This window comes from Glycomyces sp. NPDC047010, from assembly GCF_040644205.1.
Classification (GTDB): Bacteria; Actinomycetota; Actinomycetes; order Mycobacteriales; family Micromonosporaceae; genus Glycomyces.
The window spans coordinates 45,166-67,979 of record NZ_JBEYVY010000007.1; the positions used below are offsets into that span (position 1 = coordinate 45,166).

Consider the following 22,814-nt stretch of genomic DNA (forward strand, 5'->3'; position numbering starts at 1 on the left):
CCGCGCCCGGCCGTGACCCGTTGCTACCGTTCGGTATCGCGACGGCGGCGAGGCCCGCGCGCCGGTCCGGCCGGGGTGGGACCGATGTGGGACGGAACGATGGCCGACGCCCCGTAGCGTGTCGCGTTCACATGCCCTGCACACCCGCATCGGATCGGACGGTCACCCATGGAGCCACTGCGTGAAGGCGATCCGGCCCGGATCGGCCCGTACCGGCTGACGGCGCGGCTCGGCGCGGGGGCGATGGGCCAGGTGTACCTCGGCGAGGACCCGAACGGGCGCAAGGCGGCCGTCAAGCTCCTCAACCCCGAGCTCGCCGACAGCCCGGAGTACCGCGAGCGGTTCGCGCGCGAGTTCGAGGCCGCGCGCCGGGTCGCGGGCGACCGCACCGGGCACGTCGTGGACGCCGACCCGGAGGCAGAGCGGCCGTGGCTCGCCACCGCGTACCTCCCCGGCCCGACCCTCCGCGAGGCCGTCGTCCGCGACGGCCCGCTGGACGAGGCCCGCGGCGCCGCCCTGGGCGCGGGCCTCGCCGAGGGCCTGACCGCGATCCACGGATGCGGGCTCGTCCACCGCGACCTGAAGCCCAGCAACGTGATCCTGGCCGAGGACGGCCCCCGCATCATCGACTTCGGCATCGCCCGGGCCGTCGACGCCAGCACCCTGACCGGGACCGGCACGGTCCTCGGCACGTACGGGTTCATGTCGCCCGAGCAGATCACCGCCGACACTGCGGGGCCCGCCAGTGACGTGTTCGCCCTGGGCTGCGTCCTCGCCTTCGCCGCGACCGGCCGCGGGCCCTTCGACGCCTCGACCGTCCCGGCGGTCATCCACCGCGTCATCAGCGAACCCCCGCGCCTCGACGGCGTCCCCGGCGGCCTGCGCGAGGTGATCGAGGCGTGCCTTGCCAAGACTCCCGAGTCGCGCCCGGGCACCGGCGAAGTCCGCGACCGCCTCGCCGCCCTCGCAGCGGAGGCCCCGACCCGCGTGGACCCCGGCCCCGAGCCGACCCGCGTCGACCCGAACGCCGGCCCCGGCTACGCCGACCCCGGTGCGGCGCCGGGCTTCACGCCCGGGCGCGCCGACCGGTCGGGGTACGGGCCCCCCGCGGACGGGACGACCGTCCTCGCCGCACCGGGCCCGGAACCGCGCCCGCGCATGGGACGGCGCGCGCTCCTCATCGGCGGTGGTGCCGTAGTGCTCGGGGCCGCCGCCGTCCCGCTCTGGACGCTGCTCGACCGCGACGACACGCCCTCCGGCGGCTCTGATCCAGGCACGAAGCGCATCGGGATCTCGCTGCCCTACAACGAGGAACCGCGCTGGAACTTCGACGGCGAGCAGCTCACGGCCCACTTCGAGGCCGCGGGCCATGACGTCGACTTGATGTACGCCGACGGCACCCGCGAATCGCAGATCGCCCACCTCGAAGGCATGATCGCCGACGAGGTCGACGCGGTGGTCGTCTCACTGATCGACGCCGACGCCGCTGCGGACGTCCTCGACCGCGCCCGGGCCGCGGGCGTCCTCGTCGTCGCCTACGACCGGCCCGTCGGGGACGACCCCGCCGCCGACTACTACGTCGGCTCGGATCTATCGAAAGTCGGCGTCCTCCAGGCCGAATACCTCATCGCGTCCCTCGGCCTGGACAGCGGCGCCGGACCGTTCACCCTGGAACTGTTCGCGGGCAACGCCCTCGACCCGACCGCCCGGGTCTTCTACGACGGCGCCTGGGACGTCCTGCGCCCCTACGTCGAAGCCGGGCGCCTCATCGTGCCCTCCGGCGAGACCGACTTCGACGACGTCGCCACCGACTACTGGGACCCCGCCATCGCCCGGGACCGCATGACCGAGCTCCTGGAGACCTACTATCCCGCCGGGTCCAGCCTCGACGTCCTGCTCTCGCCCTTCGACGGCATCACCGCCGCCCTCATCGACGCGATCGAGACCCACGGCCTCGCCATGCCCCTGGTCGTCGGGCACGACCCCGACGCCGACTCGCTCCCGTACCTCACCGACGGCCGCCAGGCCATGACGGTCTTCACCGACCCCCGCGCCCTGGCTGAAGCCACAGTGGACCTGGTCGCCACGGTCCTCGACGGCGGCGAACCCGATACCGACGACACCGGTGCAGTCCCGACCGTGCTCGTCGACCCGGTGGCGGTCGATGCCGAGCACAGTCAGGAACTGCTCATCGACTCCGGCTACCTCGACTGACCAACGGCCGTAAGGAAACCGCGCCAGTCCGCCGGGGTGGCGTCAAGAATCGGCGACCGCTCGCCCAGCTTCGTGTCGCGGACCTGGACGATGCCGGCGTGGCCGCGTGCCTCGACGCAGTTCCCGCCCGTGTTGCCGCTTCGAGAGGACTTCATCCAATCACCTGTCAGCACTGGTCTCTCTCCACTCTTCTAGCCCCAAGGCCACCGGGAGTGTGGCTGAGAAGAGCGTATTACACATCTCGACTTTCACTTTGTCCGCCTCGTAGTGGCCGCCGAAGAGGTTCTCCTGGTAGACCACCGCGGGGTCCTTGGGGTCGGCGAAGGTCATGATCTGGTAGGTCCAACCGCGCGAAGCGTATGTGGTGTCTCCGGGCACGATGAAGATGTTGACCCCTTCGAGGCGGTTTCGGTCGAGGAGGTGCTCGACCTGCTCTTCATATATATCGGTGCCCCGGAACACGGTGAGGGCGCGTTCTGGGATGACCGCCTGAATTTGGGGCGGGCCGCCTGGCCGTGAGAACAGCGACTCGCCGCGCTGAATCCGGAATCCGACCGCATCGCGGCGCTGTTCAAGGATGAGGTTTGGGTTCGTTGCGAGAACGGCATCGGCATAGGCCGAAGTCTGGAATGGACCGGGCACGTGGCCGTCTTCATAGATGCGGATCATCTCGGCTATCAGCTCGATCCCGATGAACTGACTGAACCCTGTCGGAGCCTGCTCAAGCCAGCTCGCCGGATTGCCCTGGCGGATCCATTTGGCCTTGGCTCGTGCGTCGTCGATGATCTCCTGTGTCGCGCCGTATTGTCCCAGCCAGTCTGCGACGATTCCCGGCTCCGGATTTTGGAGTTTTCCGCTTTCGTAGCTGTCGAGGGTGGTCTTGGATGTACCGAGGAACCAGACCGCCTGCTCCTTGGTCAGCCCCTTCCGTTTGCGGTACTTCATGAGTGTCCGGCCAAGGTCTCTTTGAAGGAAGTTCTCGCCTGCCATCGTGACATGGTGCCATGAAGATGTGACATTCCGAAACTGCAGGATTCCTGCACCAGGTATCCCGCGGGAGGAATGAGGACATTGCGTGTCGCGTTGACCTGCGCCTATGTTGTGTTGAGCTTGCCGAGGACATCCGACTCAAAGGAGGCACAGCATGGCGGACACGCTCCAAGGCACACCCGAAGTGCCCGATGCGTTGGTGCGCGGGCGATTCAGCGACGGGCACACCGACTTCACGGTCCGCGCTTCAGGACCGGTGGCGCCGGACTCGTTCCAGGTCAGCGTGACCCGGAACCCGGCCGATCTGGTCCTGATCGTCTCGGGCATCAACTCCGGGAACCTGCATGCCACATGGGGGCAGGAGTGGCGGACCTTCGCGCCCGACTGGAAGGTCTGGGTCGAGGACGCCGCGTTCAAGGTCTTCTACACCGGCCACCGCATCGAGGACCGTCGCAACGGCGGCGACGTCAGGCACTGCAATGGGTGAACTCGATGACGGATGGCTCGGCGACTTCCGAAGGGGCCCAGCTGTCTTCGCGCTCTTCCTGATAGGTCCCGACGATGGCGGGCACCCGCTCGGTCCGCGCGAGTACCGGATCGAGTGCAACGACGGCGCCGGACCGCGCGAGATCTGCCGGTTCTTCGATGAGGACGAGGCCGTGCCCGAATGGGTCGGCACCTGGCAGGGCGACGCCTGGTGCGATTGGATCCTCACCCAGGCCCGCCGCCTGATCGCCAAGCCCGAGAACACCTGAGCTTTCTCCCCGCGAAGCCGAGCTGCGGCTTCGCCCGGGCCGGTCGACCTTTGGTGGAAGGTCGACCGGCCCGCTACGTCGGGTTGCAACGCCCTGTCGCCAATGCGACAGCAGAAAAACCGCTCGCCGGGGTGCCGGCGCGATTCGCGCTCATATCATTCTGTCGACATTACCTTCCATTGAGGAGAGTGAATGGCGATGGCGATCAGGGGAACGGTCCTGCGGGCCACAGGGGTGGTGCTGTCCGCACTGGTCTCGGTGGCGGTGATGACCAGTCCGGCCCAGGCGCAGGACACCACCTACTTCGACAGCTTCGAGGACAACCCGGACGACCGGTGGAGCTGGAGCACCTGGTACGACGGGAACACCGGTTACGACATTCAGCGCGGGCTCGCCCGGACCGGCGCGAACAACGGCTGGCTGACCGCCGAGACCGGCGGCGCCTCGTTCAACCGCTACGTCGAGTTCCCGAGGTCGGCCGGGCAGTGCGCGGGCGAGGTCTACGTCAAGCCCAGTACCGACGACACGGTCATGACCCTCGACGTGTGGGCGCTGGACCCCAATGACACCGGAGGCTACGACTGGCATCTGCGCAACTCCTCGCGCCACCAGCTGAACGCCGGGGACTACCAGGCGATCGGGTTCGGGACGACCCCGACCGTGTACGGGGGGACCGTCCGGCTCCAGTACTGGGTCACGCTCAACGGCGGCGGCGCCGGGAACTTCAAGATGGCCCGCGTTGACGACTTCTTCGTGCGGTGCTGGTGGTAGACGCCAACGGGGCGGGCCCACGGCTCGAACGCCTCGTTCGATCGCGGCCCGCCCCGTTCGCGGTGGCGGGTCAGGTGGCGCGGATCTGGTCGCGGATCCAGACGCCGGCCGGTTTGAGGTTGGTGGTGCCGGTGTAGGGGCCGTCGGGGCAGGTGCCCTCGGTGTAGACCGAGCCGGAGCGCCAGTCGTCGGCGAAGTTCCAGTTGGTCCAGCTGATCTTGTTCTCGGCCATCATGTCGACCCATTGCTGCGACATGGCGAAGTCGTTCTCTCCGTCGCCGGTGTAGGTCTGGGTGCCCCATTCGGTGGCGAAGATCGGGAGCTGGTCGGCGGCCCTGTCGACGGCCTCGATGTACGGTTCGCGGTGCGAGGCGGCGTAGAAGTGGAACGCGTACATGATGTTCTCGGCCTCGACCGGGTCGGCGATGATGTCGGCGGCGCTGCCGCCCTCGTTGATGCCGAGCGACGAGTAGCCCGCCGTGCCGAGGATGATGACGCTGTCGGGGTCGTGCTCGCGGATCACGGGGACGACCTGCTCGTGGTAGCTCTTGATCTGCGGCCAGGCCACGCCGTTGGGTTCGTTCGCGGTCTCGTAGAGGACGCCCGAATTGTTCGCGTGCGCGGCGGCGATCTCGGCGAAGAACGTCTGGGCCGCTTCGAGGTTCACGTTGGGGTCGCCCGGGGTCAGGATGTGCCAGTCGACCAGGGCGTACATGCCGCGCGAGGTCACGTCGTCGATGAGGCCGCTGACCCGGGCCGTGTAGCCCGCGGGGTCGGTCTCGTAGCCGCCTTCCTGGACGTACATCGAGATGCGCACGATGTCGGCGTTCCAGTCGGTCGCGAGGGCGTCGAGCGAGGCGTCGTTGACGCAGTCGCCGTGCCATTGGAGCCCGTGGGTGCTCATGCCGGTGAGCTGCACCGGTTCCCCGGTCTCGCCGCACAGGGTGGTGCCGCAGACGGAGAGCTGCCCGTGCTGCTCGATCGCGGTGGCCGCGGCCCCCTCGTCGGCATCAAGTTCCGCGTCGCCGTCCGCCAGCGCGATCCCTGCGGGCACGAGCGCGGCCGCCGCGAATGCGGCGGTGAACATGAGGCCCTTTCTGCTGCGGGTCCCGTCTTGTCTGTTCGTCAAGTCGTCGGTCCTTTCGCGGGCGGCCTGTCCGGGGTTGGGACGAGCCGGGCAAACACTGCCGATCGATATGATGTCGTAGTTCGGGCGGCTTGTCGAGTGCAGTTGCGCCGCAATCGGTTCAGACAACCCGATTTCCGGCCTGCCAGACGGTAAGGCCGCGTGCGAGCGGGCCGCGTCGGCATTTCGACGCACCTCCTCCGCGTAGACCGCGTACATCGGGCCGGGGAGGTCGTGGCCGACTCCCGGGGTGACGACGAGGCGGGCTCCTGGGATCGCTGCTGCGAGGTCCTTTGCGGCGGTGGTGCGGAGGAGCTGGTCGCTGTCGCCGTGGAGGACCACGGTGGGGACCCGGATCGAGTCGAGGGCGGGGCCCGACCAGTGGGCGCCGAGTTGGCGGCCCATGGTGTTGGGGTCGCGGACGGGGCTGTGCTCGTCTTTTCTAATGCGGGACCGGGCCTCTTCTTCATCGAAGGGGAACCCGGGGGAGGCGAGGGAGCGGGAGACCGCGAGGCTCATCGCGAGGCCGCCTTCCGGGGTGTCGGGGAAGCGCAGGCGGGCCATCTTGGCGACGAAGCCGAAGTGGATGTAGCGCAGGAGCTTCAGTCGGCCCGCGTCGGAGGAGACCCCGGCCGACAGGGCGAGGCTGCGGACCCGGGCCGGGTGGCGCAGGGCTATCCGCTGGGCCCGGAGGTTGCCGTTGGAGTGTCCGAAGAGGTGCGCGGACTCCCAGCCGAGGGCGTCGAGGACCGCCACGGCGTCGTCGGCGACGTCCTCGCCCGTGTATGCCGGGACCTCCTTGCGGAACAGCGCCGTCACCGGTTTCGCCGGGGAGGCGGGGAAGTGGGTGGACTGGCCCGAGTCGCGGTTGTCGAAGGCCGCCACGTGGAACCCGCGGTCGATGAGCGCCTCGACGAAGCCGTCCGGCCACCAGAAGCGCGTGACCGCCGCGCCCATGACGAGGAGGAGCGGCTCGCCGCCCGCGCCTCCGAGGTCCTCGTAGGCGATGCGGACCCCGCCGTTCTCCGCGTAACCGGTGGGAGTGGGGGGCGGGGACTGGTCCTGGTTCATGGCTCCTCCTCGATGAGCGAGTTCGCGAACGGTGTTCCCGAAGTCTAGCGTTCGGGTACAGTGTTCGCAAACGATGGAGGAGTGACGTGGCCGACTACGACGAGCCGATCTGGCTCCGCCCCGAACGGGCCGCCACCGGCCGCCCCGCGGTCCGCAGCCGCCCGGAGATCACCGCGGCCGCGCTGGCGGTGGCTGACCGGGGCGGGCTCGACGCGGTCTCGATGCGCAACGTCGCCGAGGAGCTGGGCACCGGCGCGGCCTCGCTGTACCGCTACGTCTCCGGGCGCGACGACCTGCTCGACCTCATGGTCGACGCCACCGCCGCCGGGGTCGAGCTGCCCCAGCCCACCGGGGACCTCGTCGGCGATCTCGTGGCGGTGGGGGAGGGCCTGCACGGGGTGATGGCCCGGCACGAGTGGCTGCCCGAGCTGGTGCTCACCCGCCCCTCGCTCGGCCCGAACGGGGTCGCGGTCCTCGACCACGTGCTCGGGCTGCTCGCCGACCGGCCGGGGGACGGCCGCGCCAAGCTGGAGGTCTACGCGCTGCTGAACGCCGTCGTCGCCACCTTCGCGATGAACGAGCGCGCCGCCGGTATCCGGGCGCAGCACGCCGCCGTCTACCTCGGGCACGTCGCGGCGTCGGGGGAGCACCCGCGGATCGCGGAGCTGCTGGGCGACCTCGCCGTCCCGACCGGGTCCGCGGAGGAGCGGCGGACCGCCGCGCTCGCCAGGCTCCTCTCAGGGCTGGTCGGGTAAGGAGGTCTGCTCCTTCGCCTGCGGCGCTTCGTACTCGGTGCCGCTCCAGCTCGCCAGGAGCTGCAGCCGCTCGAAGGACGGCGAGGCGGGCTCCGCGGTGTAGACCAGCAGGACCAGGCCGGGCTCGGCGGTGAATTCGAGCTCCTCGTACGCCATGTCGAGGTCGCCCGCGACGGCGTGGCAGACGTGCTTGCGGCCGCTGCCGTGGATGCGCACGTTCCTTGCGGCCCAGCGGGTCCGGAACTCCTCCGAGCGGGTGGACAGCTCGCCGATGAGGTCCTGGAGGCCCTTGTCGTACGGGTCGCGGCCGGCCTCGGCGCGGAGCATCGCGACGTTGATGTCCGCGGCGGTCGTCCAGTCGGGGTAGAACCGCTGGGAGCGTTCGGTGTCGAGGTAGGTGAACCGCGCGAAGTTCGGCGGGTGCTCGGCGCTCGCGTAGAGGTCGTCGTAGAAGGCCCGCCCGAGCCGGTTGGCGGCGACGATGTCGAGCCGTCCGTTGCGGACGATCGCCGGGGAGCCGATGGCGTCGAGCAGCTGGACCAGGCTCTGCCGCGGCGTCCAGTTCTTGGCGGCGCGGCGCCGCGGCCGCACCTGCGGGCTGCGCCCCGCGGCCTTCGCCAGGTCGAACAGGTACGAGCGCTCGGCCTCGTCGAGCCGGAGCGCCCGGGCGAGGGAGTCCAGGACGGTGTCGGAGGCGCCCGCGAGGCCGCCGCGTTCGAGGCGCGCGTAGTACTCGACGCTCACGTTCGCCAGCACGGCCACCTCGGCGCGCCGCAGGCCCGGCACGCGGCGGTTCGACCCGGCGGGCAGGCCCGCCTGCTCGGGCGTGAGCTTCGCGCGACGCGAGGTCAGGAACTCGCGCACTTCGTCCCGGTAGTCCACGCCGACGACGCTACGCCGCCCCGCGCCCCCGAGAGGTGCCCTCCCAGTACACCCCTCAAGAGTGCGTTCCACCAGGCCGGCGGGCGCGCTTTGATCGATGATGTCGGGGGCGGCCGAGTCCGCCCCGATCCGAACCCGAGGGAGATCGACCATGTACGGCACCGTCATCCACGCGCCCGGCGACGTCCGCTTCGAGGAAGTCCCGGCCGCCGCGCTCACCGCGCCCACCGACGCGGTCATCCGCCTGGCCGCGACCTGCGTCTGCGGCTCCGACCTGTGGCCCTACCGCGGCATCGAACCCGTCGGCGAGCCGCACCCGATGGGCCACGAGTACGTCGGCGTCGTCGAGCAGATCGGCGCGGACGTTCAGAACGTGAAAGTCGGCGACTTCGTCGTCGGCTCCTTCGCGACCTCCGACAACACCTGCGAGATCTGCAAGGCCGGGTACCAGTCCCACTGCGTGCACCGCGAGTTCATGGGCACCGCCCAGGCCGAACTGACGCGCGTCCCCCACGCCGACGGCACGCTCGTCGCCACCCCCGGGACGCCCGACGCGGACCTCATCCCGCACCTCCTGGCCGCCTCCGACGTCCTCGGCACCGGCTGGTTCGCCGCCGACGCCGCCCAGGCCGGGCCCGGGAAGATCGTGGCCGTCGTCGGCGACGGCGCCGTCGGGCTCCTCGGCGTCCTCTCGGCGAAGCAGATGGGCGCCGAGCGGATCATCGCCATGTCCCGCCACGCCGACCGCCAGAAGCTCGCCCTCGAATTCGGCGCCACCGACATCGTCACCGAACGCGGCGAGGAGGGCGTCGCCCGCGTCAAGGAGCTCACCGGCGGCCTCGGCGCCCACTCGACCATCGAGGCCGTGGGCACGCAGGAGTCGATGATGCAGGCGATCCACTCCACCCGCCCGGGCGGGCACGTCGGCTACGTGGGCGTCGCCCACGGCGTCGCCCTCCCCGGCGACGGGCTGTTCTTCTCCGGCGTCCACCTCCACGGCGGCCCCGCCCCCGTGCGCCGCTACCTGCCCGACCTCATCGACCTGATCTGGCGCCGAGAGATCCAGCCGGGCAAGGTCTTCGACCTCACCCTGCCCCTCGCCGACGTCGCCGAGGCGTACAAGGCCATGGACGAGCGCCGCGCCGTCAAGGTCCTCCTCCAGCCGTAGGATGGCACGATCCCGGGCTCGGACCCCGATCCCGCCCGGGACCGACCGAAGGAGCGGCCAGTGAGCACATTGGAGACGAGGAACCTCGGTGACGGCCTGACGGTCTCGGCGATCGGCCTGGGCTGCATGGGGATGAGCGACGCCTACGGCCCCTCGGGCACCCGCGAGGACCACATCGCACTCATCCGCGGTGCGGTCGACCGGGGCGTGACCCTGTTCGACACCGCCGAGGTCTACGGCCCCTACGTCAACGAGGAGCTCGTGGGCGAGGCGCTCGCGCCCGTGCGCGACCGGGTCGCCGTCGCCACCAAGTTCGGGTTCGACATCGGGCCCGAAGGGGACGCGAACGGCACCGACTCCCGGCCCGAGCACATCCGCGAGGCCGTCGAGGGCTCGCTGCGGCGCCTCCGCACCGACCGGATCGACCTCTACTACCAGCACCGCGTCGACCCCGACGTGCCCATCGAGGACGTCGCCGGCGCGGTGAAAGACCTCATCGCCGAAGGCAAGGTCCTCCACTTCGGACTCTCCGAGGCATCGGCGGCGACGATCCGCCGCGCCCACGCCGTGCAGCCCGTCGCCGCCCTCCAAAGCGAGTACTCCCTGTGGTGGCGCCGCCCCGAGGGCGAAGTCCTGCCGGTCCTGGACGAGCTCGGCATCGGACTCGTCCCGTTCAGCCCCCTCGGGAGGGGCTTCCTCACCGGCGCCGTCGACGCGGGCACGGCCTTCGCCGAAGGGGACATCCGCAACAGCATCCCGCGTTTCGGAGCCGAAGCGCGCGAAGCGAACCGGGTCCTCGTGGACCTCCTCGCCGGGATCGCCGCCGCCAAGGGCGCCACCACCGCGCAGATCGCCCTCGCCTGGCTCCTCGCGCAGCGACCCGCGCTCGTCCCCATCCCGGGCACCCGCAGGCCCGAGCGCCTCGCCGAGAACCTCGGCGCCGCCGCCGTCGACCTGACGCCCGACGACCTGGACGCGATCGAACGGGCCGCGTCCCAGGTCCGCATCCGCGGCGGTCGCTACTCCGAGGAGATGGAGAAGATGACCGACCTCTGAATCAGCCGTGCAGGGTCGGGCGGTAGACGAGAGGGCGGGCCGGCCGTTCGCTGGTGGACGTCCGACCGGCTCGCTTGTAAGAAGAACGCACCGGGATGTCTTCCATGACGGACAACGGGTGAAAAATCCTGATCGACTGACAGGAGGTCCGCGGCAGCCCGAGTCGGTGTCAGGCTCGCGTCAGCGGTCCGTCAGGGCGGCCCCCGATAGTTGCTCCATCAACGGGAAACGCCCGGTGAGACACGCAAGGAGCAAGAACATGAGCGTCAACCTGACCGCCCAGGACAAGACCGTCATCCGCACCGCCGCCTTCGGCGCCGTCACCCTCCTCTCCTACGCCGGGATCGCCGGATCGGCCCACAAGGTCGCCACCGACGGGACCCTCGCGTTCGCCTCCGCCACCGGCGAGGTCGGCCACGTGCTCGCCTCCAAGAAGGGCGACTTCAAGCTCAAGGCCAAGTCCGCGGCGTCCCTCGCCGACCAGGTGCTGCCCGCGCTGGCCGAGTCGGTCGCCATCCTGAAGGCGCAGGACCCGGCCGAGGCCGAGAACTTCCGCACCGTCGTCGGCGTCGCGGTCGAGGCCGCCAACCGCGCCCACAAGGGCGCGCCGAGCCCCGTCATGGCCGAGATGACCCGCAAGATCACCGCGGCCGTCAACGCCTAGCCGCACCCCGATCCGAACCGCCGCGCCGCGGGAGCCCGAGAGGACTCCCGCGGCGGTCGCGCTGCTCAGAGCGGATCTGCTCAGGGCGGATCTCGTTGCGGGGGAGGAGCGGGAGTGGAGAAGGTTGGGGCATGAGCGAAGACAACAGGCCGCAGCAGTTCTCCGAGCGGGTCAGGCGCGAGCTGTACCAGCAGCGCGTGCTCGTGCTCGACGGGGTGCTCGACGACGACAACGGGACGCTCCTGGCGACGCAGATGCTGTCGCTGGCGATCGACGACCCGAACAGCGATATCTCACTGTGGATACATTCCCCCGGCGGATCGGTCCCGGCGATGCTCGCCATCCGCGACACGATGCGGCTCGTGCCGTGCGACGTCGCGACCCTGGCCCTCGGGATCGCATGCAGCGCAGGCCAGTTCCTGCTCTCGGCCGGGACGCGGGGCAAGCGCAAGGTGCTGCCGCACGCGCGCATCCTCATGCACCAGGGGTCGGCCGGGATCGGCGGCGGGGCCGTCGACATCGAGTTGCAGGCCAACGACCTGCGCTACACCAGGGACACCGTCCTCAAACTCATCGCCGAGGACACCGGGCAGACCGTCGAGCGGATCTTCGAGGACTCGCTGCGCGACCGCTGGTACACCGCCGACGAGGCCCGCGAGTACGGGTTCGTGGACGGAACCGTCACCTCGTTCGAGGAGATCACGCCGAAAGAGCGACCGGGCATCGGCCTGCGCGTCGCGGCCGAGAGGGGCACGAAGTGAGCAGCTACATGATTCCGAACGTCATCGTCGACCAGGGCGGCCGCGGCGAGCGCGTCATGGACGTCTACTCGCACCTGCTGTCCGGACGCATCATCTACCTGGGCACCGGGATCGACGCGGGCGTCGCCAACGCGCTCGTCGCGCAGCTCCTGCACCTGGAGGAGGCCAACCCCGACAAGGACGTCAACCTCTACATCAACTGCGAGGGCGGCGACCCGAGCGCGATGCTCGCCGTCTACGACACGCTCCGCTACATCCGGCCGAAGGTCGCCACGCTGTGCGTCGGCCAGGCCGTGGGCGTCGGCGCGGTCCTGCTCGCGGCCGGGACCGAGGGGATGCGCTCGGCGCTGCCGCACGCGCGCATCGTCCTCGACCAGCCCGGCGGCCAGGGCCGCGGCACGATCCCGGACCTCATCATCCAGGCCGACGAGCTCGTGCGGGTGCGCGACAGCATGGAGCAGATCCTCGCGCGCCACACCGGGCAGACCGCCGAGCAGCTGCGCATCGACACCGACCGGGACCGCGTCTTCACGCCCGAGGCCGCGAAGGCCTACGGTCTGGTCGACAACATCCTGGAGGCGCAGTGACCGCATAGACTCGCCGGATGCTGATTGTCGAAGACCTGCTGCTGCTCCTGCTCGACGACGAGAAGGGCTACATCGCCGGCGAGGGGACGCTGTACTACCCGCTCGGCGGGGCGGTCCTCATGGACCTGGCGCTGGCCGGGGACGTGCGCTTCGAGGAGAAGCAGGGCGCGTTCTCGACCGCGAAGGTCCACGCCGTGGAGGGCGCGGCCCCGGAGGACGACCTGCTCGCCGACGCGTACGCGGTCGTCGCCCCCAAGCCGCGCACCGTGAACGAGCTGCTCATCCTCATCGGGACGAAGCTGCGCACGCGCGTGGCCGACCGCCTCGTCGACAAGGGGCTGGTGCGGCGCGACACGAAGAAGGTGCTCGGCCTGTTCCGCTCGACCACGTGGCCCGCGGCCGACGCCGCCCACGAGGAGGAGCTGCGCGGGCGCGTCAAGGCCGTGCTCGTGGGCGGCGAGGAGCCCGACGCACGGACCGGCGCGCTCATCGCGCTGCTCTCGGCGAGCGGGAGCCTGCACCAGGTGCTCCAGTACGACGAGCTCAAGTGGACCGAGCTCGACAGGCGCGCCAGGGCCGTCGTGGAGGGCCAGTGGGCCGCGGAGGCGGTGCGGAACGCGATCACCGCCACGAACGCGGCGGTCGCGGCCGCTGCGGCCGCCACCGCGGTCACCATCGCGACCCAGTAGCGGCCGGGCCCTGAAGGGTTGCGGGACTTGGCGGCCCGGGCCTACCGTGTGCGGATGGACGATGTTTCCGGCGACCCGGTGACGGGCGGCGCGGCGGCTCTGGAGACGGAACGGCTCGTGCTGCGCGCGTGGACTCAGGGCGAGGCGGTCGCGGTGGTCGAGGGCGGCCGCCGCGACGACTGGTGCGAGGACTTCCCCGCCGACGGCGACCGGTCGATCGCGCCGCTCGTCGCGGCCAAGCCGGAATGGCTGGGGCCGTTCGGGCACCGGCTGGTGGTCGAGCGGGCGAGCGGCCTGGTCGTGGGCGCGCTGGGCCTGTTCTGGCCGCCGAAGGCGGGCGCGGTCGAACTCGGGTACGGGATCGCGCCGTCGCGCCGCGGGCGCGGCTACGCCCCGGAGGCCGTGCGGGCGCTCGTGGCGCAGGCGTTCAAGGCTCCCGAGGTGCGGCTGGTGTTCGCGACGGTGGAACCGGCGAACCCGGCGTCGGTGCGAGTGCTGCAAAAGGCGGGCTTCACGCCCGCAGGGGTCGACCAGGACCAGGGCCTGGACCGCTACGAGCTGCCGAGGCCCTGACCCGACGCGCCCTAGGCCGCCAGCGCGTACGCGGCCCGGCAGACCGGTCCGGACGGGGTGCCGGCGCGGTCGACGGTGGACCTGTCGAGGAGGATGCGTTCGGCGACTTGGAGGACCAGGTCGCCGAGGGTGGTCTCCAGGGCTCCGGCGACGGCGGCGATCATCTCGCTCGACGGCTCCTTCATCCCGCGTTCGATCTCGGAGAGGTACTGCGGGGAGATGCCCGCGCGGTCGGCGGTCTCGCTCAGGGTCTCGCCGCGGTCGCGGCGGGCGGATCGGAGCTGCTCGCCGAGGGCGTCGCGCCACAGGGGCTCGCTGGGAGCCGGGCTCGGCGGCGTCGGTCGGTGCTGTTCCGGCGCGGTGACCGGGTTCGGGGAAGTCTCAGCCATGGTTCACCGTATTCCGGCGCGCCCGGGGTTTTCCACCGGTTCCGCTGAAGGCGCAATCCGAGGGTTCCTTGAGAAAACTGGGACCCGCCTGTTGACTCGATACCCCTAGGGGGTATAAATTCAGAACGAGGAGATACCCTCCAGGGGTATGATCGAGCGAGAGGAAGCCGCCATGAGCGTCATCGAGTACCAGGTCACCGGGATGACCTGCGGCCACTGCGAGATGTCGGTCCGCGAAGAGGTCGGCAAGATCGGCCCCGTCGGGAAGATCGACGTCAGCGCCGCCACCGGCAAGCTCGTCCTCACGAGCGACACCGACGTGGACGACGCCGCGGTCATCGCCGCCGTCGACGAGGCCGGGTACAAGGCGGTGCGGATCTGATGAAGACCCCCGTCCGACTCGGCGCCTTCGGGCTCGGACTCGCCGCGCTGTTCGGGGGCGCGTACGCGGTCGCCGCGAACGTCGTCCCCGACAGCGCCGTCGACCAGCGCCTCGAAGACACCGACACCGAGCACGACATGGACATGGACACGGAGAGCGGCATGGAAGACCACGGCGGCCACGAGGCCGACCCGGTCCGCGGCCTCTCGATCGAGCAGGACGGCTACGTCCTCAGCGAAGTCGCCGCACCCGCCGGGACCGGCACCGACGGCACCCTCGCCTTCGCGATCACCGCCCCCGGCGGCGAGGCCCTCACCGAGTACACCGAGTCCCACGAGAAGCGGCTGCACCTCATCGTCGTCCGCGCCGACGGCGCCGAGTTCCGGCACGTCCACCCCGAGTTCGACGGCGAGACCTGGTCCCTGCCCTGGTCCTGGGAGCAGCCCGGCACCTACCGCGTCTTCGCCGACTTCGTCCCCGGCGACGCCGCCGAGGATCTCGACGTGACCCTCTCGCGGACCGTCGAGGTCGCAGGGGACTACGCGCCGCGCGCCGAGAACCCGGTCACCCGCACCGCCAGCGTCGACGGCTTCGACGTCACCCTCACCGGCGACCTCGCCGCGGGCACGACCACCGAACTCACCGTCGAGGTCACGCAGGACGGCGCGCCCGTCACCGCCCTGGAGCCGTACCTCGGCGCCTGGGGCCACCTCGTGGCCCTGCGCGAAGGCGACCTCGGCTACCTGCACGTCCACCCCGAAGGCGACGAGCCCGAGCCGGGCACCACGTCGGGGCCCGAGATCGTGTTCGCGACCGCCGCCCCCACCGAGGGCCGGTACCTCCTCTACCTGGACTTCCAGGTCGACGGCCAGGTCCACACCGCGCCCTTCGTCCTCGACACCGACGGCACCGAACCGGTCGAGGACGCCACCAGCGAGGAACCGCACGGCCACGACGCCGACGAGCCCTCGCACGACGACAATTAGACGCACGAGCAGAAGGAAGGACGAGACCATGGCATCGGCCCCCGCCGCCGCGAACCGCATCGAACTCGAGATCGGCGGCATGACCTGCGCCTCCTGCGCCATGCGGATCGAGAAGAAGCTCAACAAGCTCGACGGCGTCACCGCCAGCGTCAACTACGCGACCGAGAAGGCCCAGATCGAGGCCCCCGCGGGCACCGACCCGGCCGAGCTGATCGCCGTGGTCGAGAAGACCGGCTACACCGCGGCCGTCCCCAAGGCCCCCGAACCGGAGGCCGACGACGCCGAGCGGCCCGACCCCGAGCTCTCCGCCCTTCGCAACCGCCTCATCGCCTCGATCGTCCTGTCGGTCCCGGTCATCGCCATGTCGATGGCCCCGGTCCTCCAGTTCGAGTACTGGCAGTGGCTCTCGCTCGCGCTGGCGTGGCCGGTGATCCTGTGGGGCGCGTGGCCGTTCCACAAGGCCGCCTGGACGAACCTGCGCCACGGCGCGGCCACCATGGACACGCTCGTGTCCGTGGGCACCCTCGCCGCGTTCGCGTGGTCCATCTACGCGCTGTTCTGGGGGACGGCCGGGACGCCGGGCATGAAGCACCCCTTCGAGTTCACCGTGGAGCCCAGCGACGGCGCCTCGAACCTGTACCTCGAAGTGGCCGCTGGCGTCACGATGTTCATCCTGGCCGGCCGCTACTTCGAGAAGCGCTCGAAGCGCAAGGCCGGGGCGGCCCTGCGGGCGCTGCTGGAGATGGGCGCCAAGGACGTCGCGGTGCTCCGCGGCGGCGCCGAGACGCGCGTCCCGATCGCGCAGCTCGCCGTAGGGGACGAGTTCGTGGTCCGGCCGGGGGAGAAGATCGCCGCCGACGGCGTGATCGTCTCCGGCACCTCCGCGATCGACGCGTCGATGCTCACGGGCGAGTCGGTGCCGGTGGAGGTCGCCGAGGGCGACCCGGTCACCGGCGCCACCGTCAACGCCGGGGGCCGCCTGGTCGTCAAGGCCACGCGGGTCGGCTCGGACACGCAGCTCGCCCAGATGGCGCGCCTCGTCGAAGAGGCGCAGTCGGGGAAGGCCGAGGTCCAGCGCCTCGCCGACCGGGTCTCGGGGATCTTCGTGCCCGTGGTCATCGCGATCGCGATCGGCACGCTCGGGTTCTGGCTCGGCGCCGGGTTCCCCGCGGCCTCGGCGTTCACCGCCGCCGTCGCGGTCCTCATCATCGCCTGCCCGTGCGCCCTCGGCCTCGCCACGCCGACCGCGCTGCTGGTCGGCACCGGCCGCGGCGCCCAGATGGGCGTGCTCATCAAGGGCCCGGAGATCCTCGAATCCACCCGCAGAGTGGACACGATCGTCCTCGACAAGACCGGCACCGTCACCACCGGGAAGATGACCCTCGTGGACGCGGTCGCCGCCGAGGGCACCGACCGGTCCGAGCTGCTGCGGCTCGCCGGGGCGATCGAGCACGCCTCGGAGCACCCGGTGGCGCAGGCGATCGCGAAGGGCGCGGCCGCCGAGGTCGAGCTCCCGGCGGTCGAGGGCTTCCAGAACGTCGAGGGCAAGGGCGTCCAGGGCGTGGTCGACGGGCACTACGTCGTCGTCGGCCGCGAGAGCCTCCTCGCGGACTGGAAGCTCGCACTGGACCCGGCGCTCGCCGAGGCGAAGGCCGAGGCCGAGCGCGGCGGCAAGACCGCCGTGGCCGTGGCCTGGGACGGCGAGGCCCGCGGGGTCCTGGTCGTGGCCGACACGGTCAAGCCGACCAGCGTCGAGGCGGTCGCCCAGTTCAAGGCCCTCGGGCTGACGCCGGTCCTGCTGACCGGCGACAACCGGGCCGTCGCCGAGCGCATCGGCGCCGAGGTGGGCATCGACGAGGTTATCGCCGAGGTCCTGCCCGCGGACAAGGTCGCGGCCGTCGCGAGGCTCCAGGCCGAAGGCAAAGTGGTGGCGATGGTCGGCGACGGCGTCAACGACGCCGCGGCGCTCGCCAAGGCCGACCTGGGCCTGGCGATGGGCACCGGCACCGACGTCGCGATCGAGGCCGCCGACCTGACGCTGGTCCGCGGCGACCTGCGCGGCGCGGCGGACGCCATCCGCCTGTCGCGGCGCACGCTCGGCACCATCAAGGGCAACCTGTTCTGGGCGTTCGCCTACAACGTCGCGGCGATCCCGCTCGCGGCCCTGGGCCTGCTCAACCCGATGCTCGCCGGTGCGGCCATGGCCTTCTCCAGCGTGTTCGTGGTCGGCAACAGCCTGCGGCTGCGCTCCTTCAAGAGCCGCGCGCTCTGACGGAACGACGAACCGCCCCGACGCTCGGCGTCGGGGCGGTTTCGTGCTTCACGTTCTATGCGGGCTGCGCGGCGGCGCGCTCGGCGGCGAGGAACTCCTCGCGCTTGCGGTGGTGGAACCAGAACGGCGCCAGCGGGACCACGGAGCAGACGAGCGCGAGGAGGGTGGTGCCGAAGCCCCAGCCGAGGCGGCGGCGGATGAAGAGGGTCGAGCCGGCGAGGAGCACGAAGAGCGCGCCGTGGAGCGAGCCCAGCGGCATGACCAGGTCGATGTCGGAGACGCGGCTGAGGCCGGACCCGAAGACGAGGAGGAGCACGAAGGACCAGCCTTCGGCGAGGGTGAGCATCCGGTAGAGGAAGACGGGGTTCTTGGCCATGGCCGGGACTCCTTCGGTCGGTTTCCGCGCCGAACCTAACACCGGCCGCCTGGGCCTTCCCTGAACCGGACCCTACGTGCGCCGCAGGCCACCATCGCCTGCGCGGACACCTCCCGGCGGCGGTGCCGGTGTGACTGGTGTTGCGTTTTCGGCGGGGTCTGATATCGTTCCTGGAAACGTTCTTAAGAACGTTCCCAAACCCCTCCTGCCAGCAAGGATCGAGGATGGCTGAGACGAAGAAGTCCAACCTCCAGCTCGTGGCCGCCAAGGCCGGCGTGTCCGTGTCCTCCGTGTCGCGGGTCCTCAACGGCGGCTCCGCCTCCGAGGAACTCGCGCGCAAAGTCCGCGAGGCCGCCGACGAGCTCGGCTACGTCCCCCACGCCAGCGCCCGCACCATGCGGACCGGCCGCACCGACCAGATCACCCTCGCCGTCGCCGACGTCGGCAACCCCGTCTACGTGCAGATGATGCGCACCGTCACCGGGATCGTCGCCAAGGCCGGGTACCGGCTCGTCGTCTCCTCCACCGGCGCCGACCCGCAGTCGCAGATCGACCTGCTCGCCAGCCTCAACCGCGGGTACGCCGACGGGCTGCTCATGAGCCCGCTGCGCATCACCGAGGACCTCGTGGAGGCGATGCGGTCCAGCCGCCTCCCGATCGTCGTCATCGGCACCCTCCCCGCGGACGTCGCCCTCGACAACGTGCGCGCCGACTCCGCCACCGGCATCGGCCTCGCCGTGGAGCACCTCGTCGCGCAGGGCCGCCGCCGGATCGCGCTCGTCAACGGCCCCGTGGACACCGTCCCCGGCTCGGCCCGCCTCGCCGGGTACCTCTCGGCGATCGAGCGGTTCGGCCTCACCACCTCCGCGGAACTCCAGGTGACCGCCTCGGCGTTCACGTACAAGGCCGGGCGCAAGGCCACCGCCGCGCTCCTGGGCCAGTCCAGCCCCGACGCGATCATCGGCGCCAACGACCTCCTCGGCGTCGCCGCCCTCAAGGAACTCGCCGCGGCCGGGCGCCGCGTCCCCGAGGACGTCGCGGTCGTCGGCATGGACGACACCGACGCCGCCGAACTCGCCACCCCGTCGCTGACCTCGGTGGACCTGGGCTCCGCGAAGCGCGCCAAGGCCGCCGCGAAGCTCCTCATCCGCCGCATCGCCGAACCCGGCGCCCCCGTCAGCCGCATCGTCATCCCGCCGGCCCTGTCCGTCCGCGAATCCACCGGAGGCCCGGCATGACCGCCCTCGCCGCACCCGCACCGCCCCTGAAGCGGCGCCGCTCGACCGAGGGCCGCGACGCGTGGCTGCTGGTCCTGCCCGCGCTGCTGCCGGTGATGCTGTTCAGCGTCTACCCGCTCGTGTACGGCGTGCTCCTCGGCTTCACCGACGCGAAGGCCGGACTGAACGCCGAGACGCACTTCAACGGCCTCGACAACTACTCCGCGCTCATGGGCAACGAGCTGTTCTGGAACTCGTTCAAGATCGGCCTCATCTGGGCGTTCTCGGTGACGATCCTCCAGTTCCTCGCCTCGCTCGGCCTCGCGCTGCTGCTCAACCTCAACCTGCGGCTGCGCTGGCTGGCCAGGACGCTCGCGCTCATCCCGTGGGCGATGCCGCCGGTGATCATCGCGATCATGTGGCAGCTCATGCTCAACCCGAACTACGGGCCGGTCAACCGGACCCTCGACGCGGTGGGCCTGCCGGCCTCGATCAACTGGCTCGGCGAGTCGGCGATCGCGCTCCCGGTGGTCATCGTCGTGGGCGTGTGGGCGGGGATGCCGCAGACCACGATCACGCTCCTGGCCGGGCTCCAGTCGGTGCCCGCGGAGCTGAACGAGGCCGCCGCGATCGACGGCGCGTCCACCTGGCGCCGGTTCTGGCACGTGACGCTCCCGGCGCTGCGCCCGATCATCACGGCGATCACCACGCTCGACCTGATCTGGAACTTCAACTCGTTCGCGCTCGTGTTCGTGCTGACCGCGGGCGGTCCCGGCGGGACCACGATGCTGCCCAGCCTGTTCGCCTACAACGAGGCGTTCCGGTACGGCAACTTCGGCTACGCCGCCGCGATGGGCAACGTCATGGTCGTCCTGATCGGCGCCTTCCTGATCCTGTACCTGCGCGCCCAGATGCGGAGCCGGAACTCATGACGAAGTCCATGCGCAACCCCGTCGCCCGCCCGCTCCAGTACGTCGCCCTGCTCGCGTACATGTGCTTCCTGGCGTTCCCGCTGATCTTCCTGCTCACGACCGCGTTCAAGACCGACCGCGAGATCCGCTCGCCCGACCCGTCGTTCCTGCCGCAGTCGCTGAACTTCGACAACTTCACGACCGCGATCGAACGCGCGGACCTGTTCCGCGCGGCCGGGAACAGCCTCCTCACCGCGGTCACCACCACGGTGATCGTCACGGCCGTGGCGCTCCCGGCGGCCTACGCGCTGGTGCGGTTCCGCACGAAGCTGCGGATGGTCGCCACCGGGTGGATCCTGCTCTCGCAGGTGTTCCCGTTTATCCTCATCATCATCCCGCTGTTCCTGCTGCTCAAGGACATCGGACTGGTGAACACGCTGCTGGGCCTGGTCCTGGTGTACGCGGTGTGGGCGCTGCCGTTCGCGCTGTGGATGCTCCAGGGCTACGTCTCGGCGATCCCCGTGGAGCTCGAAGAGGCCGCGTCGGTCGACGGCGCGGGGCGGTTCAAGACCCTCGTCAAGATCGTGCTGCCGCTCCTGGCCCCGGGCCTGGTCGCGACCAGCCTGTTCACGTTCATCAACTCCTGGAACGAGTTCTTCTTCGCGCTCGTGCTCATCCAGGACCCCGACATGCAGACCCTGCCGCTCGCCCTCGCCCGCTTCGTCGGCACCGAGGGGCAGGTCCAACTCGGGCCGCTGGCCGCGGCCGCGCTCATCGCGTGCCTGCCCAGCCTCGTGTTCTTCATGCTCATTCAGAAACGGCTCACCGCCGGACTCCTCAGCGGCGCGGTCAAAGGCTGACCGGGCCGACCACTATGGAAAGAGAGAACGAAATGCGAACTCGCACCAGCGCCAGCGTCGCCGCGGTTGCCGGGCTGCTCGCCCTGCCCCTCGCGCTGACCGGATGCTCGGCCTTCGGCGTCGGGGACGACGGCGACGACGGCGGGAAGGTCACCCTGACCTTCCAGTCCCTCGCGTACCAGGACACCACGATCGCCGCGACGCAGGAGATCGTGGACGCCTGGAACGAGGCCAACCCCGACGTCCAGGTCGAACTCGTCCAGGGCTCCTGGGACAACGTCCACGACCAGCTCGTGACCCAGTTCCAGGGCGGCACCGCCCCGGACATCATCCACGACGAGTCCGCCGACATCATGGGCTTCGCCGAGCAGGGCTACCTCGCCGACCTGAGCCCCTACCTCTCGGACGACACCAAGTCCGCGGTCTCGGACGACATCTGGGGCACCGTCACCGCCTCCGACGGCGCCGTCGTCGCGGCCCCGACCCTGCTCCAGTCGTACGTGGTCTTCGCGAACACCGACGCGTTCGCCGACGCGGGCGTCGAGCTCCCGACCGGCGCGGACCTCACCTGGGACGACTTCCAGTCGCTCGCGGGCCAGGTCGCCGGCGACGGCTTCGGCCTCGGGTGGGGCCTCCAGCAGCCCACCGCCGCGGTCATGAACCTCTCGCTCGGCTTCGACGGCACCTACTTCGACGGCGACGCCATCGACGTCGGCGCCGAGGAGCTCGCCGTGCCCGAGCGCATCCACGCCATGGCCTACGACGACGGCTCGCTCGACCCGGTCTCGCTGACCCAGTCCGGCTCCGACGTGCTGCCGGGCTTCTTCGACGGCAAGTACCCGATGTACGTCGCGGGCAACTACATCGCCCAGCAGATCACCGAGTCCGCCCCCGAGGGCTTCAACTGGGCGGTCCTGCCCCCGCTCGCCGGCACCGCAGGCGCGGTCCAGGCCGCGAACCCGCAGACCATGTCCGTGGCCGCCGAGTCCGAGCACGTCGAGGAGTCGGCCGCGTTCATCGACTTCTTCATGCAGGCCGACCACCAGGCCGCGCTCGCCCAGGGCGACTGGCTCATCCCGTCCTCCACCGACGCTCGCGACCTCGTCGCCGAGCAGACCGCGGGCGAGAACGGCTGGGACGCGATCCTCGCCTCCGGCGAGGGCCTCTCGGCCGCGCCGTTCCAGTCGGCCGTGAACTACCCGCAGTGGAAGGACCAGTACGCGACCCCGGCCCTCCAGCAGTACCTGGCCGACGAGATCACCGCCGAGCAGCTCCAGACGCAGCTGACCGACGGCTGGAACAGCCTCGGATAACGCCACCCGCACCACCCCGACCCGCCGGGGCCGCGGCCCCGGCGGG

The 22,814-nt window shown here is 70.8% G+C and carries 25 protein-coding genes; 19 read left to right on the plus strand and 6 right to left on the minus strand.

The features are described from left to right. Positions 1-168 precede the first annotated feature (168 nt). Positions 169-2,214 (plus strand): substrate-binding domain-containing protein, encoded by a 2,046-nt coding sequence (locus tag AB0A65_RS15430; RefSeq protein ID WP_359951694.1) that lies wholly within the window; start codon positions 169-171, stop codon positions 2,212-2,214. On the opposite strand, the gene AB0A65_RS15435 is transcribed toward AB0A65_RS15430, so the two are convergent. Both AB0A65_RS15435 and AB0A65_RS15440 read right to left on the minus strand, forming a co-directional pair. After that, entirely contained in the window at positions 2,202-2,369 is a 168-nt protein-coding gene (locus AB0A65_RS15435; protein ID WP_359951696.1) for a DUF397 domain-containing protein, read from the minus strand. The two genes, AB0A65_RS15430 and AB0A65_RS15435, sit on opposite strands and share 13 nt — an antisense overlap. Before the next feature lie 4 nt (positions 2,370-2,373). Beyond that, complete coding sequence (locus AB0A65_RS15440; protein WP_359951698.1) at positions 2,374-3,204, minus strand: helix-turn-helix transcriptional regulator; 831 nt, start codon at positions 3,202-3,204, stop codon at positions 2,374-2,376. Between the two features lie 154 nt (positions 3,205-3,358). On the opposite strand from AB0A65_RS15440, the gene AB0A65_RS15445 reads away from it, so the two are divergent. The 3 genes from AB0A65_RS15445 to AB0A65_RS15455 all read left to right on the plus strand — a co-directional run bounded on the left by AB0A65_RS15445 (position 3,359) and on the right by AB0A65_RS15455 (position 4,730). Then, positions 3,359-3,691 (plus strand): hypothetical protein, encoded by a 333-nt coding sequence (locus AB0A65_RS15445; protein WP_359951700.1) that lies wholly within the window; start codon positions 3,359-3,361, stop codon positions 3,689-3,691. After that, the gene (locus AB0A65_RS15450; RefSeq protein WP_359951702.1) at positions 3,684-3,959 is read left to right on the plus strand and encodes a hypothetical protein; all 276 of its coding nucleotides are present in this window, start codon (positions 3,684-3,686) and stop codon (positions 3,957-3,959) included. Before AB0A65_RS15445 ends, AB0A65_RS15450 begins: the two co-directional genes overlap by 8 nt. Positions 3,960-4,151: 192 nt before the next feature. After that, positions 4,152-4,730 (plus strand): hypothetical protein, encoded by a 579-nt coding sequence (locus AB0A65_RS15455; protein ID WP_359951703.1) that lies wholly within the window; start codon positions 4,152-4,154, stop codon positions 4,728-4,730. Between the two features lie 70 nt (positions 4,731-4,800). Here the strand turns inward: AB0A65_RS15455 and AB0A65_RS15460 are convergent, their stop codons facing one another. Beyond that, the gene (locus AB0A65_RS15460) at positions 4,801-6,927 is read right to left on the minus strand and encodes an alpha/beta fold hydrolase (protein WP_359951705.1); all 2,127 of its coding nucleotides are present in this window, start codon (positions 6,925-6,927) and stop codon (positions 4,801-4,803) included. Between the two features lie 86 nt (positions 6,928-7,013). On the opposite strand from AB0A65_RS15460, the gene AB0A65_RS15465 reads away from it, so the two are divergent. Beyond that, complete coding sequence (locus AB0A65_RS15465) at positions 7,014-7,682, plus strand: TetR/AcrR family transcriptional regulator (RefSeq protein ID WP_359951707.1); 669 nt, start codon at positions 7,014-7,016, stop codon at positions 7,680-7,682. On the opposite strand, the gene AB0A65_RS15470 is transcribed toward AB0A65_RS15465, so the two are convergent. Then, positions 7,665-8,564: a helix-turn-helix transcriptional regulator gene (locus AB0A65_RS15470; RefSeq protein ID WP_359951709.1), complete on the minus strand. Its 900-nt coding sequence runs from the start codon at positions 8,562-8,564 to the stop codon at positions 7,665-7,667. The genes AB0A65_RS15465 and AB0A65_RS15470 overlap by 18 nt on opposite strands. A gap of 151 nt (positions 8,565-8,715) precedes the next feature. On the opposite strand from AB0A65_RS15470, the gene AB0A65_RS15475 reads away from it, so the two are divergent. The 7 genes from AB0A65_RS15475 (at position 8,716) to AB0A65_RS15505 (ending at position 14,062) form a co-directional block, all read left to right on the plus strand. Next, positions 8,716-9,732, plus strand: a complete 1,017-nt coding sequence (locus tag AB0A65_RS15475; RefSeq protein WP_359951711.1) for a zinc-dependent alcohol dehydrogenase family protein — start codon at positions 8,716-8,718, stop codon at positions 9,730-9,732. Between the two features lie 69 nt (positions 9,733-9,801). Beyond that, positions 9,802-10,788 (plus strand): aldo/keto reductase, encoded by a 987-nt coding sequence (locus AB0A65_RS15480; protein ID WP_359952217.1) that lies wholly within the window; start codon positions 9,802-9,804, stop codon positions 10,786-10,788. Between the two features lie 259 nt (positions 10,789-11,047). After that, positions 11,048-11,452 (plus strand): hypothetical protein, encoded by a 405-nt coding sequence (locus tag AB0A65_RS15485; protein WP_359951713.1) that lies wholly within the window; start codon positions 11,048-11,050, stop codon positions 11,450-11,452. Between the two features lie 131 nt (positions 11,453-11,583). Continuing rightward, a complete protein-coding gene (locus AB0A65_RS15490) occupies positions 11,584-12,213 on the plus strand; it encodes an ATP-dependent Clp protease proteolytic subunit (RefSeq protein WP_359951715.1) in 630 nt (209 codons plus the stop codon). Further along, positions 12,210-12,800, plus strand: a complete 591-nt coding sequence (locus AB0A65_RS15495) for an ATP-dependent Clp protease proteolytic subunit (protein ID WP_359951717.1) — start codon at positions 12,210-12,212, stop codon at positions 12,798-12,800. Before AB0A65_RS15490 ends, AB0A65_RS15495 begins: the two co-directional genes overlap by 4 nt. Positions 12,801-12,817: 17 nt before the next feature. Continuing rightward, on the plus strand, positions 12,818-13,489 hold the full coding sequence (locus AB0A65_RS15500) for a GPP34 family phosphoprotein (RefSeq protein WP_359951719.1): 672 nt from the start codon (positions 12,818-12,820) through the stop codon (positions 13,487-13,489). A gap of 54 nt (positions 13,490-13,543) precedes the next feature. Next, positions 13,544-14,062, plus strand: a complete 519-nt coding sequence (locus AB0A65_RS15505) for a GNAT family N-acetyltransferase (RefSeq protein ID WP_359951721.1) — start codon at positions 13,544-13,546, stop codon at positions 14,060-14,062. A gap of 11 nt (positions 14,063-14,073) precedes the next feature. Here the strand turns inward: AB0A65_RS15505 and AB0A65_RS15510 are convergent, their stop codons facing one another. Then, entirely contained in the window at positions 14,074-14,451 is a 378-nt protein-coding gene (locus tag AB0A65_RS15510) for a helix-turn-helix transcriptional regulator (protein ID WP_359951723.1), read from the minus strand. Positions 14,452-14,623: 172 nt separating this feature from the next. Here AB0A65_RS15510 and AB0A65_RS15515 point away from each other — a divergent pair, with 172 nt between their 5' ends. Genes AB0A65_RS15515 through AB0A65_RS15525 form a run of 3 tightly spaced genes read left to right on the plus strand, consistent with a single transcriptional unit; the run spans position 14,624 to position 18,091 of the window. Next, entirely contained in the window at positions 14,624-14,833 is a 210-nt protein-coding gene (locus AB0A65_RS15515) for a heavy-metal-associated domain-containing protein (protein WP_359952218.1), read from the plus strand. Then, positions 14,833-15,819, plus strand: a complete 987-nt coding sequence (locus tag AB0A65_RS15520) for a heavy-metal-associated domain-containing protein (RefSeq protein WP_359951725.1) — start codon at positions 14,833-14,835, stop codon at positions 15,817-15,819. The genes AB0A65_RS15515 and AB0A65_RS15520 overlap by 1 nt, the downstream gene beginning before the upstream one ends. Before the next feature lie 28 nt (positions 15,820-15,847). After that, positions 15,848-18,091: a heavy metal translocating P-type ATPase gene (locus tag AB0A65_RS15525; protein ID WP_359951727.1), complete on the plus strand. Its 2,244-nt coding sequence runs from the start codon at positions 15,848-15,850 to the stop codon at positions 18,089-18,091. A gap of 55 nt (positions 18,092-18,146) precedes the next feature. On the opposite strand, the gene AB0A65_RS15530 is transcribed toward AB0A65_RS15525, so the two are convergent. Beyond that, the gene (locus tag AB0A65_RS15530) at positions 18,147-18,467 is read right to left on the minus strand and encodes a DUF3817 domain-containing protein (protein WP_359951729.1); all 321 of its coding nucleotides are present in this window, start codon (positions 18,465-18,467) and stop codon (positions 18,147-18,149) included. 224 nt (positions 18,468-18,691) lie between these two features. Here AB0A65_RS15530 and AB0A65_RS15535 point away from each other — a divergent pair, with 224 nt between their 5' ends. Genes AB0A65_RS15535 through AB0A65_RS15550 form a run of 4 tightly spaced genes read left to right on the plus strand, consistent with a single transcriptional unit; the run spans position 18,692 to position 22,768 of the window. Continuing rightward, on the plus strand, positions 18,692-19,705 hold the full coding sequence (locus tag AB0A65_RS15535) for a LacI family DNA-binding transcriptional regulator (RefSeq protein WP_359951731.1): 1,014 nt from the start codon (positions 18,692-18,694) through the stop codon (positions 19,703-19,705). Next, positions 19,702-20,616 (plus strand): sugar ABC transporter permease, encoded by a 915-nt coding sequence (locus AB0A65_RS15540; protein WP_359951733.1) that lies wholly within the window; start codon positions 19,702-19,704, stop codon positions 20,614-20,616. Before AB0A65_RS15535 ends, AB0A65_RS15540 begins: the two co-directional genes overlap by 4 nt. Continuing rightward, positions 20,613-21,455: a carbohydrate ABC transporter permease gene (locus tag AB0A65_RS15545; RefSeq protein ID WP_359951735.1), complete on the plus strand. Its 843-nt coding sequence runs from the start codon at positions 20,613-20,615 to the stop codon at positions 21,453-21,455. Before AB0A65_RS15540 ends, AB0A65_RS15545 begins: the two co-directional genes overlap by 4 nt. A 32-nt stretch (positions 21,456-21,487) precedes the next feature. Next, positions 21,488-22,768, plus strand: coding sequence for an extracellular solute-binding protein (locus AB0A65_RS15550; protein ID WP_359951737.1), 1,281 nt, complete (start codon positions 21,488-21,490; stop codon positions 22,766-22,768). The last annotated feature ends 46 nt before the right edge of the window (positions 22,769-22,814 follow it).

Bases quoted from the DNA above. Each gene is read 5' to 3' on its own strand.
- AB0A65_RS15475 (WP_359951711.1), top strand. From the start codon at position 8,716: ATGTACGGCACCGTCATCCACGCGCCCGGCGACGTCCGCTTCGAGGAA.
- AB0A65_RS15460 (WP_359951705.1), bottom strand. From the start codon at position 6,927: ATGAACCAGGACCAGTCCCCGCCCCCCACTCCCACCGGTTACGCGGAG.
- AB0A65_RS15530 (WP_359951729.1), bottom strand. From the start codon at position 18,467: ATGGCCAAGAACCCCGTCTTCCTCTACCGGATGCTCACCCTCGCCGAA.
- AB0A65_RS15430 (WP_359951694.1), top strand. From the start codon at position 169: ATGGAGCCACTGCGTGAAGGCGATCCGGCCCGGATCGGCCCGTACCGG.
- AB0A65_RS15545 (WP_359951735.1), top strand. From the start codon at position 20,613: ATGACGAAGTCCATGCGCAACCCCGTCGCCCGCCCGCTCCAGTACGTC.
- AB0A65_RS15550 (WP_359951737.1), top strand. From the start codon at position 21,488: ATGCGAACTCGCACCAGCGCCAGCGTCGCCGCGGTTGCCGGGCTGCTC.
- AB0A65_RS15515 (WP_359952218.1), top strand. From the start codon at position 14,624: ATGAGCGTCATCGAGTACCAGGTCACCGGGATGACCTGCGGCCACTGC.
- AB0A65_RS15455 (WP_359951703.1), top strand. From the start codon at position 4,152: ATGGCGATGGCGATCAGGGGAACGGTCCTGCGGGCCACAGGGGTGGTG.
- AB0A65_RS15435 (WP_359951696.1), bottom strand. From the start codon at position 2,369: ATGAAGTCCTCTCGAAGCGGCAACACGGGCGGGAACTGCGTCGAGGCA.
- AB0A65_RS15450 (WP_359951702.1), top strand. From the start codon at position 3,684: ATGGGTGAACTCGATGACGGATGGCTCGGCGACTTCCGAAGGGGCCCA.
- AB0A65_RS15520 (WP_359951725.1), top strand. From the start codon at position 14,833: ATGAAGACCCCCGTCCGACTCGGCGCCTTCGGGCTCGGACTCGCCGCG.
- AB0A65_RS15525 (WP_359951727.1), top strand. From the start codon at position 15,848: ATGGCATCGGCCCCCGCCGCCGCGAACCGCATCGAACTCGAGATCGGC.
- AB0A65_RS15540 (WP_359951733.1), top strand. From the start codon at position 19,702: ATGACCGCCCTCGCCGCACCCGCACCGCCCCTGAAGCGGCGCCGCTCG.
- AB0A65_RS15500 (WP_359951719.1), top strand. From the start codon at position 12,818: ATGCTGATTGTCGAAGACCTGCTGCTGCTCCTGCTCGACGACGAGAAG.
- AB0A65_RS15445 (WP_359951700.1), top strand. From the start codon at position 3,359: ATGGCGGACACGCTCCAAGGCACACCCGAAGTGCCCGATGCGTTGGTG.
- AB0A65_RS15485 (WP_359951713.1), top strand. From the start codon at position 11,048: ATGAGCGTCAACCTGACCGCCCAGGACAAGACCGTCATCCGCACCGCC.
- AB0A65_RS15440 (WP_359951698.1), bottom strand. From the start codon at position 3,204: ATGGCAGGCGAGAACTTCCTTCAAAGAGACCTTGGCCGGACACTCATG.
- AB0A65_RS15505 (WP_359951721.1), top strand. From the start codon at position 13,544: ATGGACGATGTTTCCGGCGACCCGGTGACGGGCGGCGCGGCGGCTCTG.
- AB0A65_RS15535 (WP_359951731.1), top strand. From the start codon at position 18,692: ATGGCTGAGACGAAGAAGTCCAACCTCCAGCTCGTGGCCGCCAAGGCC.
- AB0A65_RS15510 (WP_359951723.1), bottom strand. From the start codon at position 14,451: ATGGCTGAGACTTCCCCGAACCCGGTCACCGCGCCGGAACAGCACCGA.
- AB0A65_RS15490 (WP_359951715.1), top strand. From the start codon at position 11,584: ATGAGCGAAGACAACAGGCCGCAGCAGTTCTCCGAGCGGGTCAGGCGC.